This is a genomic window from Pseudomonas sp. P5_A12 (genome assembly GCF_056400685.1).
The window spans coordinates 1-14,043 of the sequence record NZ_JBFUKU010000145.1; the positions used below are offsets into that span (position 1 = coordinate 1).

A 14,043-nucleotide genomic window follows, 5' to 3' on the forward strand; every position below is an offset into this window, starting at 1 on the left:
GCATTACGTCCTGCCTCATCGGCGAGAGGAGCGCATCTACCCCCGGGCTATCAGGCTCAAATCCCCGAAGTATCCGATCAGAAAGAAAAATGCCAGTCAGCTTAACTGACTGGCATTAGCCTCATCGGCCGGGTTTTTTATGTACTCATCAGGCAATCAACAGCAGCGCGTCTGTCCGTTCCCGCCCCCGTAACGGGCTTCCTGGCGTTCGCGGAAGAACACCTCGTAGCTCATCACCGGTTTGTCCGGGTGCTTGTTCTGCATGTGCTCGACGTAGGTGTCGTAATCCGGCATGCCCACCATCAGGCGTGCGGCCTGACCGAGGTATTTACCGAGGCGACTGAGGTCATTGAACATGAACCACCCCCACATCAAGCCTGCGGAATCGCCGGAATCGYCTGGTAAGGCGCTTCTTTATCCGTGCGTTCCTGGGTACCCCAGGCGGCAATACCGACCTTGAGGGCAAAGAACAGGATGCTGAAGACCACGAACAGGAACAGCGCCGTCAGTGTGGCATTGGTGTAGGCGTTGTAGATCACGTGCTGCATCTGATCAATGCTCTTTGCCGGCGCCAGCACTTGACCGTTGGCCAGTGCGTCGCTGTACTTCTTGGCCAAGGCCAGGAAACCAATGGCCGGGTTGGAGTCGAACAGCTTGATGTAGCCCGCAGTCACGGTGCAGATCAGCAGCCAGACCGCTGGCAGCATGGTCACCCAGACATAGCGCTGGCGCTTCATCTTGATCAGTACAACGGTCGCCAACATCAGCGCGATACCCGCCAACATCTGGTTAGAGATACCGAACAGCGGCCACAAGGTGTTGATCCCGCCCAATGGGTCGATCACGCCTTGGTACAGCAAGTAACCCCACATCGCCACGCAGCCGGCGGTGGCGATCAGGTTGGCGGTCCAGGAATCGGTACGTTTCAGCGCCGGCACGAAGGAACCGAGCAAATCCTGGAGCATGAAGCGACCGGCACGGGTACCGGCGTCGACAGCAGTCAGGATGAACAGCGCTTCAAACAGGATCGCGAAGTGGTACCAGAACGCCATGGTGTTTTCACCCGGCAACAGCTGGTGCAGGATCTGCGCGATGCCGACTGCCAGGGTCGGTGCACCGCCGGCACGGGCCAGGATGCTGGTTTCRCCAATGTCCTTGGCCACCGCYTGCAGGGCTTCCGGGGTAATTGCAAAACCCCAGCTGCTGACGGTTTGAGCGACGGAAACAGCATCCGCACCGACCAAAGCCGCCGGACTGTTCATCGCAAAGTACACGCCCGGCTCGATCACCGAGGCGGCAACCATCGCCATGATGGCCACGAACGATTCCATCAGCATGCCGCCGTAACCGATGTAACGGGCATGACCTTCACTGGCCAACAGCTTCGGCGTGGTGCCGGAAGCGATCAGCGAGTGGAAACCCGAGACCGCGCCACAGGCGATGGTGATGAACAGGAACGGGAACAGACCGCCTTTCCACACGGGCCCGGTGCCGTCGATGAATTGGGTCAGTGCTGGCATTTTCAGATCAGGCATGGTCACCAGAATACCGATGGCCAAGGCGACGATGGTGCCGATTTTCAGGAAGGTCGACAGGTAGTCACGCGGGGCCAGAATCAGCCATACCGGCAACACTGCAGCGACAAAACCGTAGCCAATCAACATCCAGGTGATCTGAATACCAGTGAAGGTAAAGGCCTTGGCCCAGACCGGATCAGCAGCAATCTGCCCACCCATCCAGATCGAACCCAGCAGCAATAGCACGCCGATCACGGAGATCTCACCAATGCGGCCCGGGCGGATGTAGCGCATGTAGATGCCCATGAACATCGCAATCGGAATGGTCGCAATCACCGTGAAAATGCCCCATGGGCTCTCGGCCAGGGCTTTGACCACGATCAGCGCCAGCACCGCGAGGATGATGACCATGATCAGGAAGCAGCCAAACAGCGCGATGGTGCCGGGAATGCGGCCCATTTCTTCACGGACCATGTCGCCCAGAGAACGACCGTTACGGCGCGTGGACAGGAACAGGATCATGAAGTCCTGAACCGCTCCCGCCAGCACGACGCCGGCGATCAGCCACAGCGTACCGGGCAGGTAGCCCATCTGCGCTGCCAACACCGGCCCAACCAGAGGCCCGGCGCCGGCAATGGCCGCGAAGTGGTGACCGAACAGTACGTGTTTATTGGTCGGCACGTAGTCCAGGCCATCGTTATTGATGACCGCGGGCGTGGCACGATTGGGGTCCAGTTGCATCACCTTGGTGGCGATGAACAGGCTGTAATAGCGGTAAGCAACGAGGTAGATGGCGACGGCTGCGACGACGATCCAGAGGGCGTTGATCGCTTCGCCGCGGCGCAGGGCCACGACACTTAGCGCAAACGCTCCGAGAACAGCCACGGCAAACCAGGCGAGGTGTTTAGCCAGACGGGGCATAGCGTGTCTCCTGCCGACAGCCTGTGGACTGCGGCGGTAATTTTTATAATTGTGTCCGCAATGCGGAGCTGGCCCAATATCCCCGCATGGCGTCTACAAATAAATCCGCGTTACTACGTACGCGCCGTCTACGTAGTTCTACGTAGACGGAGTTGATCCCCTGTGGGTTACCTAGGGGCGGTGTATCAGGCGACATTGATATTGAATGACAGATGGCATTCGCGAGCAGGCTCGCTCCCACAGGTTTTGGCCTATGATGCCGGGCCTTTGCTTTCCCTCGGTCAGGAGCCAGGATGCAGCTCAAACACAAAATCGTCGCGCTCGGGATTCTGCCGCTGGTATTGGCCATCGCGGTGATCTGCGCGCTGGTGATTTCGCTGAACCGCCAACTCGGCGATCAACAGGCGCAGCTGATCGAGGACAGCATTCTGGCCAGCAAGCGAGCCGAACTTAAAAACTACGTCGAAATGGCGCAAAGCCTGATCGCGCCGCTTTACGACGACGGCCACGGAGACGCGCACGCCCAACAGCAAGTCCTGGAAGAGCTGCGCAAACTCAGCTTCGGCATCAACGGCTACTTCTTCGTCTACGACCGCGAAGGCCGCAGCCTGATGCACGCGCGCCAGACCGAACTGGTGGGCAAGTACCTGTGGGACATGAAAGACGCGCATGGATTGCCGGTGATTCAGGCACTGCTCAAAAGTGCGCAATCGGGCGAAGGCTTTCAACGCTACGCGTGGAACAAACCCTCCTCCGGCCAGGTTTCCGACAAGCTCGCTTATGTGGTGATGCTGGACCATTGGGGCTGGATGCTCGGCACCGGCATTTACCTGGAGGACGTTGAGCACGCCACCCAACAGGCGCGTGACGAAGTGGCTCAGGGCATCCGCAAAACCATGCTGGCAATTGCCGTCGTGGCGCTTATAGCGGTGCTGTTTGTGTTTGCCAGCGGCATGACGCTGAATGTCAGCGAGCATCGCCTGGCGGATAAAAAGCTCCAACGGCTGACCCAACGTATCGTCAGCCTGCAGGAAGAAGAGCGATCACGGGTATCCCGGGAGCTGCACGATGGCATTAGCCAGTTGCTGGTGTCGATCAAGTTTCGCTTCGAACTGGCCAGCCATTTACTTGAAAATGAACAAGGGCATGACAAGGGGGTTAGCACGTTGAAGGACGCCACCGAGCGCCTGGGCGAAGCCATTGGCGAGGTCCGCAGCCTCTCGCACGACCTGCGTTCCTCGTTGCTCGACACACTGGGCCTGCCGGCAGCCATCGGCCAACTCGCTGCCGAATTCGAGCAACGCAGCGGCCTGAAAGTGACGTATGACGACAATGAATTCGACTGTCACCTGGTCGATGGCGCGGCGGTTGCGTTATTCCGGATTGTGCAGGAAGGCCTGACCAATATCGAACGCCACGCCCAGGCCAAACACGTATCCATCACCCTGAAAGGCGCTGAAGAATCAGTACGACTGAGCGTAGTGGATGACGGTATCGGTTTTAACGTCGCTCAGGTTGAACGTGGCCATGCGGGCATTGGCCTGCGTAATATCCGTGAACGGGTCGAGCATTTTGGCGGGCGTTTCGAGCTGATATCGATGCCTGGAAGAAGTGAACTGGACGTGCAACTGCCAATGAAAGCGCCCGCAACTAAACGTTGGCCGACCCCTTACAACAAGAGTGAATACCCGCGATGAGCCTGCCCTACCCGATCCGCGTCGCCCTGGTCGACGATCACTCCCTGGTCCGTGACGGGAYCAAAGYGCTGCTGGCGGTCATGGCACCGCTGGAAGTGGTGGGTGAAGCTGAAAACGGTGCGCAGGCGATCGAGATGGTCGGGCGCAGCCAGCCGGATTTGTTGCTGGTCGACATCAGCTTGCGCGACATGAACGGCCTTGAACTGACGCGTGTGCTACGCAGCCAGTACCCGTCGCTCAAGGTGCTGATGCTGAGCATGTACGACAATTACGAATACGTGAGCGAATCGGTTCGTGCGGGCGCCAGTGGTTATGTGCTGAAAAACTCTCCGTCGCGGGAAATCATTGCAGCCATCGAAGCCATTGCCAGCGGTGGCACGTTCTACAGCGCCGAAATTGCCCAGCGGCTCATCGCCGATAAAAGCACGGACAACGAGCTCACGCCGCGCGAGAGCCAAGTGTTGTACAAAATGGCCCAGGGCCTGAACAACAAGGAAATGGCCCGCGAACTGGACATCAGTGTGCGGACGGTAGAAACCCATCGTCTGAGCATCCGCCGCAAACTCAATATCGACAAGCCGGCGGCGCTGGTCAAATACGCAATCGATCACGGGATTATTTCGCGGTAAGAAAATAAAACGCTGATCACTCGACAATTCTCTCGGCCGTCTATGCTCCAGTAATCTTTCTTGGCTGGACACAGCGCAATGCCCCAAGGTCTATCCCTTAAGTTGCAGCCAGGCCATCTCATACTGCTGGGGGCGCTGGCCCTGAGCGGTTGTATTCGTCTGGGACCGGACTTCCAGCCACCAGGTGAGGCGTGGATCAAAACATGGGACACCTCTGCCCTTGAGCAATCCAGCCAGCGTGGGCCTAATCCGGATCTGCGACAGTGGTGGCATATCTTCCGCGACCCGGTGCTCAACAAACTGATTGCACAAGCGGATGCTTACAACTCCAGCCTTAAAATAGCCGGTTTGCGCGTGATGGAATCCCGCGCCCAACTGGGCATTACGCAAGCCGGGTTGTACCCACAACTGCAGCAAGTCGGCACCGACAATTTGTATATTGACCGTCACCAATATGGTGGCAACAATCCGCAAGACTCCAATTTGTGGCAGCACAGTGCTTCGTTTGACATCGGCTGGGAACTCGACTTCTGGGGGCGTTTCAGTCGCGCCATCGAGTCGGCCGATGCAGCTTATTTTTCCGCCCAGGCCAACTATGAAGACGCCCTGGTATTGCTGCGCGCCCAGGTGGCGGACACCTATTATTTGTTGCGCACCACAGACGCCCGTTTGCGTGTCGCACGTCAAAACGCCGCTCAGCAAAAGCGCAATTTCGAGATCACCGAAAAACTGTTCAACAGCGGCCAGGACGCCGAACTCGATTTGCAACAGGCCAAAACCCAATACTTGGGCACGTTGGCCACTATTCCCAACCTCCTGGACCAGTTGCAACGCACCCGTAATGCCTTGGCTGTGCTGATCGGGCAACCGCCGGGCAGCCTGCCACAGGTGATCGATAACGACACCCTGATCCCGCTGGTCGATCGCGCCGTGCTGCAAGATGTGCCGTCCAACCTGCTACTGCGCCGGCCTGACGTACGCGCCGCCGAACTCAACGTCGCCGCCCAAGGGGCATTGGTCGGCGTGGCCGAAACCGATTTCTATCCGTCGCTGACGCTGCTCGGCAGCATTGTCTGGTCGGCGGACTCTATCAATGGCACCTCCAGCAGCCTGGACCTGATCGGTGGCCCCAGTCTGCGCTGGAATGTGTTCGATCACGGGCAGATCACCAACAACGTGCGCGTCCAGGACGCGCGGTTGCAGCAGTTGATCGAAGCCTACCGGGATAAAGTTCGCCAGGCCGCTCGTGAAGCCGATGATGCGGCCAATGGCCTGATCCAGTCATTGGAGAGCGAACGCATCCTGCGCGACGCCGGAGGGGCAGCCGAACGTTCGCTGGTGCTGGCCAGCGTGCAATTCCGGGAAGGTTACGCCGACTTCCAACGGGTGCTGGACGCTCAACGCGCATTGCTCGAACAACAGGACAATTACCTGCTCGCACGCGGGAACGCGGTCAGCAATGTCATCGCCCTCTACAAGGCCTTGGGCGGTGGTTGGTACTCCGCCCAGCCGTATGTGGACTCGGCCACCCGCCACGTGATGGAAGAACGCACAGACTGGGGCAACATGCTTGAAGATCCCGCCGCCGCACTGCCCGCTTACCCGCTGCCAGACCAAGGAAAATAACCATGAGTGAAGCCTCGCAGCCCTCCCCCGACGCCTCCGAACCGGTAGCGGCCGATCCGGTGAAAAAAGGCATCAAGTGGGTGTTGATACTGATCATCCTGAGCCTGGTCTGGTACTTGTTGGCCGACCGGTTCACGCCGTATACGCAACAAGCGCGTGTGGGCGCCTTCGTCATTCCGGTGGCGTCGGAAGTCGCGGGCAAGGTGATCCGGGTGAACGTACACAACAATCAGATCGTCAAGGCTGGCGAAGTGCTCTTTGCGGTGGATCCGGTGCCCTATCAGATTGCCGTCGAACGCGCCCGCGCCGACCTGGAGACAGCACGCCGGCAATTAGGGGCCAGCACCGCGGGGATTGCCTCGGCACAAGCGGCATTGCGCGCCGCCCAAGCCAATGAAACCAAGGCGCGTCAGGAGAATCAGCGTCTCGAAGGGTTGTACCGTGAAGACCCCGGGACTATCTCCGTGCGCGTGCTGGAAATGTCACGCACTACCCGCGACGCGGCAGTCAGTCAAACAGCCGCCGCCCGTGCCGAAGTAGAACGAGCCAAAGAAACGGAAGGCGGCGGCGAAGACGTCAACGCCAAGTTGCGCAGTGCCGCTACGACCCTGTCAAAAGCCGAACTGGACCTTTCCAACACGCAAACACGAGCGCGCTCGGAGGGGCTGATCACCGACCTGCGCACCGATGTCGGGCAATTCGTCTCGGCGGGCGGCCCGGTCATGACCCTGATTACCATTCAGGACATCTGGATCACTGCCGACATGACCGAGAACAATCTCGGTCATGTCAAACCCGACACACCGGTGTCCATTGTGCTCGATTCGCTGCCGGGCGAAGTCTACTCCGGCCATGTACGCAGTGTCGGTTATGGCATCAGCGTCGGGCAGCCGGCCCCGCCAGGCACCTTGCCCGGCATACAAAACAGTCGGGACTGGCTGCGACCCGCACAACGATTCCCGGTGGTCATCGAGTTTTCCCCGGAGTCTAAGAGCGCGCTGCTGGGCAGTGGTGCCATTCGTGCCGGTGGGCAGGCTGAAGTCATGGCCTTCCCCTCGGAAGGCAATCTGCTCAACCCGCTTGGCCGGGCCTATTTAGGCCTGATGAGCTGGTTGTCTTATGCCTACTAAACGTTCCCCACGGGAGCAGCGTGCCTTACGGTTGGCCACTGGCACGGCGCTCTGCCTGGCCATCAGTTTCGGCCTGGCTTTGCCGATACCGTTTCTCGCGCCCGTGCTGTGCCTGATTCTCCTGGCTTCGGTCAATCGCCCGTTGCCCTTCAAGGCGGCGATCGTTCTCGCGCTGGTCGCGATGCTGACTACCGGTATCGGCCTGCTCTTGATCCCGATCCTGCGCTACTACCCGGTGACCGGCGTGCTGCTGGTCACGGTCAGCCTGTTTTTGGTCTTCCGGTGGGGGCTCAGTGGTGGCAATAACCTGATCGTGACCTTGTTGGTGATGGGCCTGACCATGATTTCGTCAGCAGGCGTCGCCGAGTTCGAAGCGGCGGCAATGGTCATTGGGGCGCTGGTCAAGGGTTTGTTGATGGCGGTGATGGTGGTTGGGCTCAGCCATTGGCTTTTTCCCGAGCCAGCCGATGCGCCGTCGCCGCCCGCTGCCAAACCGCCGGTGGGCGAAGAAGCCAGTCGGATTGCGTTGCGTGCCACCTTGATTGTGTTGCCGACGTTCCTGCTGGCCATGATCGACCCGGCGAGCTATCTGCCGATTATCCTGAAGGCGGTCGGCCTGGGTCAGCAATGCAACACCACCAACGCCCGCAATGCCGGTCGCGAGCTGGTCGGCGCCACCTTGCTCGGCGGTTTGTTGGCTATCGTGTTCTGGTGCGCACTGAGCCTGTTTGTGCACCTGTGGATGTTCTACCTGTGGACGCTGCTGTTCGGCCTGATACTGGCGCGCAAGCTGTATGCCCTGAGCACTAGCCGGTTTGGTCCGGGGTTATGGCTCAACACCTTTATCACCTTGATCATTCTGCTGGGCCAGTCAGTACAGGACAGCGCTTTGGGTAAAGACGTCTACACCGCCTTCGCCGTGCGCATGGGGCTGTTCTTCGCGGTCACGCTGTATGCCTGTCTGATGGTCCGGTTGCTTGACCGGCAACCCCAGGCGCAAGCTCAGGGCGTCACCTGATACCCCTTCCCTTGCAGGCAACTGGTATAGGCCGTTGATGTGGTGGCAGCGCTGGTTTTCTCATCAGCCCGGCGCTCCTGACGCTGACGCGAACCGCCGACCACGACGCCGGCTGCCGCCGCGCCTTTAGCCTGATCCTGGCGATACTCCTGCTTCACGTCGTCGTTGGCGCCGTCGTAAAACTCGTCATGCTGGCGCCCGCGCGTTTCGGCTGCGACAGCCCCGGCCGCAGCGCCGACCGCCGCTCCACGCATCCTTCCTCCCGATTTAGAAGTGTCAGTCGAAGCCGCCTGACTGGCTGCCACGCTATGGCATTCGTTGATGTCCAATTGGGTTTGTTGCGAACTCTGGCCCTTGGTCGGCACCACGGTTTCAGCCCAGCCTTGGGCAGATGACACCGACAACGCAACGCACAGGCTGATGGAAGACAACTTATGCATGATGACCTCCTGCGCGACATCCCGTGAGCTGTTGCCCACCGATCCCGCGTGTGATTAAGCATATAGCAGTGTAGATCATGAAACTTTTCGATCGTTTTGTGCTGATGACCTAACCTCATAAGCTGAGTGACCAAAAAACGGAGCCGGGCACGCCTATGCGTCATACATTGATGTCTGTGATTTTCGCCGCCCTCGCGCTGCTGGTGCAAAGTGGCGCAGCGCTATCCGCTGTTGAACCGACGCCGTCCTCAATCATTGCCTCAGAAGCACCGCCGGTGGTGGTGTCCCGTAGTGAACTGCAAGACCTGCAAATGCGCCTGGACCTGATTAAACAACAGGTTTCAGTGGCCAATAACGTCACCCTGATGGTCGGCCTGCAAGATTCCGTTCAGGTGTTTATCAAGGACGTGGATACCCTGCAGTCATCGCTGTTGCCCGAACAAAAACAATTACAAGCTCAACTTGATGTGTTGAGCGGCCCCGTCTCTCTCGGCGATGTCGCAGTAGAGAAATCGGACATCACCACGCAAAGGACCGATATTTCCGAGCAAAAGAAAACCATCGATGCCACCTTGAAAAACCTGGCGGCCTTAAGAGCCAGCGCCGTCGAACTGCTGACTCAAATTGCCGCCATTCGGCGCAGCCTGCTGGAAAGCGAAGTCACGCTACGCAGCGGCAGCATCCTGGCGCGGGATTTTTGGGAGCCGTTGATCAATCCGCTGATGGAAGATCGCCAGCGCCTCAACGATTTCTTTGAACAGACCAATAAAGTCGTCGCGGCCGCCTGGCAACCTGGCGAACGACTGTCTACGGGCCTGCTGATAGTGCTGGCCGTGGGCATCTGGATCTGGGGCCGTAGAGTGGCTGATGAGGGGCTGACCTGGATTTGCATAAATCGCCTGCCTGTCGGGCGATTGCGTCGAAGCGCGCTGGCGCTGGCGTCGGTATTTGCAACCGTGTTGACCACTGCCTTTGCGTTGCAATTGGTGTTTTATGCGCTCACGCGACAACAGCCGTTGTCGCCCATGATGCAGACCTTCGCCGAAGAATTCGAAAAACTCGTTTATACCTGCGTCCTGATCACCGGGTTGAGCCGGGCAATGCTGGCGAACCAACACCCCTCCTGGCGGCTACCGGATATCGCCGATTCCGTCGCCGAGGCGATGAAGCCCTACCCCAAAATACTGGCCGGTACCCTGCTGACATTAGTAACGGTGGCGCAAATCACCAATGTCACGGGCATGAGCGGCCCCGCTGTGCTGTTGGGACGAGGTTTGATCGCACTGGTGGTCACAGCACTGCTGATCCTGTTGTTCCGCCGTGCCAGTCACGCCCAAAGAGTGGTGGTGGCCGCCGGCGATGCCTCTGACGAGAGTAGCACCCTGGCCGGCCTGATTTACTCCGGCACGATTATCGCGCTGATTATCTCCATCTTCGCCCTGTTGATCGGTTACGTCTCCCTGGCAAGGTTCATCACTTACGAAATGGTCTGGGCATTCATCATCCTGTCCGGCTTCTACATCCTGATTCAGTTGTTCAAAGACTGTTGCGAGTACCTGTTCTCACCCAAGAGCCCCAGCGGCAAGGCGATTAAACAACTGCTGGGAGTTGGCGATGTGCGGCTTGAGCAAGCCGAGGTCATCTTGTCCGGGGCCGGTCGTGCGGCGTTATTACTGTTGGCAGTCATTTCACTGTTTGTCGGTGGCGTTGGCACCACACTCGGGCAACTGGTCACACAGGCGCTGTCCATTCTCGGCGGCGACGGCTTGCGCAAACTGAACATCATCCCGGGCCACTTACTCAATGCACTCCTGGCCCTGTTTGTTGGTGTCTACCTGATTCGGGCGCTCTGCCGCTGGCTCGATGAAGAATTCCTGCCGAAAACCAACATGGACCCCGGCATGTGTGCCTCGCTGAGCACACTGTTCGCCAACGTCGGCTACATCCTGGTGATTCTGCTGACGTTGTCATCGCTAGGCATCGAATGGACGAACCTGGCGTGGATCGTCAGTGCCCTGTCGGTCGGTATCGGTTTTGGTTTGCAGGAAATCGTCAAAAACTTCGTGTCCGGCCTGATCCTGCTGACCGAACGTCCGGTCAAGGTGGGCGACCTGATCAGCATCAGCGGCGTCGAAGGTGATATCCGGCGCATCAACGTCAGGGCCACCGAAATACAACTCAGCGACCGCTCGATTGTGATCGTGCCCAACTCGCAGTTGATCTCGCAAAACCTGCGTAACGTGACCCTGGGCGGCAGTGCGCAAGGGGTCGCGACACTTGAACTGGTGTTCCCGCTGGACATCGACCCGGAGCAGGTCAAAGACTTGCTGTACGACTGCTACCAGCAGAACGAAAACATCCTCGATAAACCGGCGGCATTTGTGCGATTCAGCAAACTCAGCCCGGATGGCATCATCTTGACCATCACCGGTTACGTCAGCAGCCCGAGAATTGTCGGCGTCACCAAAAGCGACCTGTTGTTCGAGATATTGAAGCGTCTGGGTGCGGCGGGCATTGCACTGGCCAAACCGGGGACCTAATGCTGAAGGACAAAGACGGGGTTAGTTCGATCTGCGCAGACTGCCGCGTTTAAGCGTTTCGCTTGGCAACTCTTTGAACAACGCCCGATAACTGCTGGAAAACCGGCCCAAATGCCAGAACGACCCATTCATCGCGACTTGCGCGACAGTGGTCTCGTTGGGCGTACAGCTGAGCAATTCACGACGGGCATTGTTAAGCCTGCGCAGGCGCAGCCAATGGGTCGGCGTCATCCCGGTGAAGGCCTTGAAGGCATGCTGCATCTGGCGCAGTGAAACCCCGGCGACCTGGGAAAGCTCCAGCAAGTTGGGGGTTTCTTCCGGGGAATCGGCGGCCCACTCACCGATGCGTTTCATGATCGTGCGCGCTTCGGTGCGACGCTGTAAGCCACCTCGATCGAGGCAAACAGATGCGTTGTCGAGGATGTACAAACAGTCCTCCAGCAACTGCTGCGTCAAGGTTTCCTTGCTCGGTGGGTCGAGCGTTTCTCCCAGCCGGGTCAGCGTGCCGCTCAACCAGCGGCTGAACAATGCGTTCTGCCCCGAGTTCAGCGGCGACATGAACAACCCTTCCAGATGCGCCACGTTCAAACCCTGGCGCTGAACAAACTCAGGACCGAACACCACCGCGATTTCCTGATAGTTCTCGGGGGTGATCCAGATGTTACGGCTTTCGCCATTGAGCAGGTAAAGCGCGTTGTCGCTGCGATCAAAACAGAATGCAAGCGAACCTTGAGGGGCGCTGAAATTCTGCTCGACCCGGGTGTTCATCTGCTCTTCGTAGATCTCCACGCCTTGCAAGTCCAGGTAGCGCACACGCCCGGCGAAATGCCCCGGCGACATTTGCTGGTAGTGCTGTACCCAACCCGGTGTCGCGCGGATTTGCTCGGCGACATCTTCGGTGTTGAAGGCTTGAACCTGTATCGAACTGAACGCTGACATGGGAGACCTTACGCACTCGTTTGGTGCGTTTTGGTGCTGCTTAAAGTGGATAGATGGAACCGCAAAGCTCGCCCAAGATAGTCGTCAACGCGTCTCAGGGGAAGAGTGCGGTGGATGAAGCCGCCCTCCCCGACGTTAATAAAACCAATAACGAGGTCTTTATGAATGTCCCTTTCGATCAGCTGTTCACGTGGCTGAAAGATCACAAGATTACCGAAGTCGAATGTGTGGTCAGCGACTTGACCGGCATTGCACGCGGCAAGATTGCACCCACCAACAAGTTCCTGCATGAGCGAGGCATGCGCCTGCCGGAAAGTGTGCTTTTGCAAACGGTAACCGGGGACTTTGTCGACGACGACATCTACTACGACCTGCTCGACCCGGCCGACATCGATATGGTCTGCAAGCCAGACGCTGACGCGGTGTACGTGATTCCATGGGCCATCGAGCCCACCGCTATCGTCATCCACGATACCTTCGACAAGTTCGGCAACCCGATTGAATTGTCGCCGCGTAACGTACTGAAGAAAGTGCTGCAGTTGTACACCGACAAAGGTTGGCGGCCGATTGTCGCGCCGGAAATGGAGTTCTACCTGACCCAGCGTTGCGAAGACCCGGACTTGCCACTCAAAGCGCCGATGGGCCGTTCGGGCCGCGCCGAAAGCGGCCGCCAGTCGTTTTCCATCGACGCCGCCAACGAATTCGATCCGCTGTTCGAAGACGTCTACGACTGGTGCGAACTCCAGGGCCTGGACCTTGACACCTTGATCCATGAGGACGGCCCGGCGCAGATGGAAATCAACTTCCGTCACGGCAACGCACTGGACCTGGCGGACCAAATCACCGTGTTCAAGCGCACCCTGCGTGAAGCCGCGCTCAAGCACAACGTCGCGGCAACGTTCATGGCCAAACCGATTGGCGATGAGCCCGGCAGCGCCATGCACATCCACCAGAGCGTGGTCGACATCGCCACCGGCCAGCCGATTTTCGCCAACGCCGATGGCTCCATGAGCGAGTTATTCCTGCACCACATTGGCGGCCTGCAAAAGTACATCCCCAAAGTACTGCCGATGTTCGCGCCCAATGTGAACTCGTTCCGCCGCTTCCTGCCGGACACCTCGGCACCGGTCAACGTCGAATGGGGCGAAGAAAACCGTACCGTCGGCCTGCGTGTGCCGACTTCATCGCCTGATGCGATGCGTGTGGAAAACCGTTTGCCAGGCGCCGACGCCAACCCGTACCTGGCGATTGCCGCCAGCTTGCTGTGCGGTTACCTGGGCATGGTTGAGCGCATCGAACCGAGCGCAGCGGTGCAAGGCCGTGCCTATGAACGTCGCAACCTGCGCCTGCCGATCACCATCGAAGACGCGCTGACCCAGATGGAAGAATGCGCCACTGTCGAGCGATATCTGGGCAGCAAGTTTGTCCGCGGCTACGTCGCGGTCAAGCGTGCCGAGCACGAGAACTTCAAGCGGGTGATCAGCTCCTGGGAGCGCGAATTCCTGATGATGAGCGTTTAAACACTTGCCACGGCAACGATCGTTCCCACGCTCCGCGTGGGAATGCAGCCCTGGACGCTCCGCGTC

11 protein-coding genes are annotated in these 14,043 nt (G+C 58.8%); 7 read left to right on the forward strand and 4 right to left on the reverse strand.

Going from position 1 to position 14,043, the window contains the following annotated elements; translation table 11 throughout:
• Positions 1 to 156: 156 nt before the first annotated feature.
• Entirely contained in the window at positions 157 to 357 is a 201-nt protein-coding gene (locus AC1DSG_RS18755; RefSeq protein ID WP_046027284.1) for a YbdD/YjiX family protein, read from the reverse strand.
• Between the two features lie 14 nt (positions 358 to 371).
• Complete coding sequence (locus AC1DSG_RS18760) at positions 372 to 2,438, reverse strand: carbon starvation CstA family protein (protein WP_477792219.1); 2,067 nt, start codon at positions 2,436 to 2,438, stop codon at positions 372 to 374.
• Between the two features lie 293 nt (positions 2,439 to 2,731).
• Between AC1DSG_RS18760 and AC1DSG_RS18765 the strand changes: the two genes are divergently transcribed.
• The 5 genes from AC1DSG_RS18765 (at position 2,732) to AC1DSG_RS18785 (ending at position 8,538) form a co-directional block, all read left to right on the forward strand.
• Positions 2,732 to 4,135 carry a cache domain-containing protein gene (locus tag AC1DSG_RS18765; protein ID WP_477792220.1) on the forward strand — a complete coding sequence of 468 codons (1,404 nt, stop codon included), beginning with the start codon at positions 2,732 to 2,734 and terminating at the stop codon, positions 4,133 to 4,135.
• Positions 4,132 to 4,764: a response regulator gene (locus AC1DSG_RS18770; protein WP_477792221.1), complete on the forward strand. Its 633-nt coding sequence runs from the start codon at positions 4,132 to 4,134 to the stop codon at positions 4,762 to 4,764. The genes AC1DSG_RS18765 and AC1DSG_RS18770 overlap by 4 nt, the downstream gene beginning before the upstream one ends.
• Positions 4,765 to 4,842: 78 nt before the next feature.
• Entirely contained in the window at positions 4,843 to 6,390 is a 1,548-nt protein-coding gene (locus AC1DSG_RS18775) for an efflux transporter outer membrane subunit (RefSeq protein ID WP_477792222.1), read from the forward strand.
• A gap of 2 nt (positions 6,391 to 6,392) precedes the next feature.
• Positions 6,393 to 7,520 (forward strand): HlyD family secretion protein, encoded by a 1,128-nt coding sequence (locus AC1DSG_RS18780; protein ID WP_477792223.1) that lies wholly within the window; start codon positions 6,393 to 6,395, stop codon positions 7,518 to 7,520.
• A complete protein-coding gene (locus tag AC1DSG_RS18785) occupies positions 7,510 to 8,538 on the forward strand; it encodes a DUF2955 domain-containing protein (RefSeq protein WP_477792224.1) in 1,029 nt (342 codons plus the stop codon). The genes AC1DSG_RS18780 and AC1DSG_RS18785 overlap by 11 nt, the downstream gene beginning before the upstream one ends.
• Here the strand turns inward: AC1DSG_RS18785 and AC1DSG_RS18790 are convergent.
• Positions 8,523 to 8,978 (reverse strand): hypothetical protein, encoded by a 456-nt coding sequence (locus tag AC1DSG_RS18790; RefSeq protein WP_477792225.1) that lies wholly within the window; start codon positions 8,976 to 8,978, stop codon positions 8,523 to 8,525. The two genes, AC1DSG_RS18785 and AC1DSG_RS18790, sit on opposite strands and share 16 nt — an antisense overlap.
• Positions 8,979 to 9,133: 155 nt before the next feature.
• Here AC1DSG_RS18790 and AC1DSG_RS18795 point away from each other — a divergent pair, with 155 nt between their 5' ends.
• Positions 9,134 to 11,518: a DUF3772 domain-containing protein gene (locus AC1DSG_RS18795; protein WP_477792226.1), complete on the forward strand. Its 2,385-nt coding sequence runs from the start codon at positions 9,134 to 9,136 to the stop codon at positions 11,516 to 11,518.
• A 21-nt stretch (positions 11,519 to 11,539) separates the two neighbouring features.
• On the opposite strand, the gene AC1DSG_RS18800 is transcribed toward AC1DSG_RS18795, so the two are convergent.
• Complete coding sequence (locus tag AC1DSG_RS18800; protein WP_477792227.1) at positions 11,540 to 12,457, reverse strand: helix-turn-helix domain-containing protein; 918 nt, start codon at positions 12,455 to 12,457, stop codon at positions 11,540 to 11,542.
• Positions 12,458 to 12,618: 161 nt separating this feature from the next.
• On the opposite strand from AC1DSG_RS18800, the gene AC1DSG_RS18805 reads away from it, so the two are divergent.
• Positions 12,619 to 13,977 carry a glutamine synthetase family protein gene (locus tag AC1DSG_RS18805; protein WP_477792228.1) on the forward strand — a complete coding sequence of 453 codons (1,359 nt, stop codon included), beginning with the start codon at positions 12,619 to 12,621 and terminating at the stop codon, positions 13,975 to 13,977.
• Positions 13,978 to 14,043: the final 66 nt, after the last annotated feature.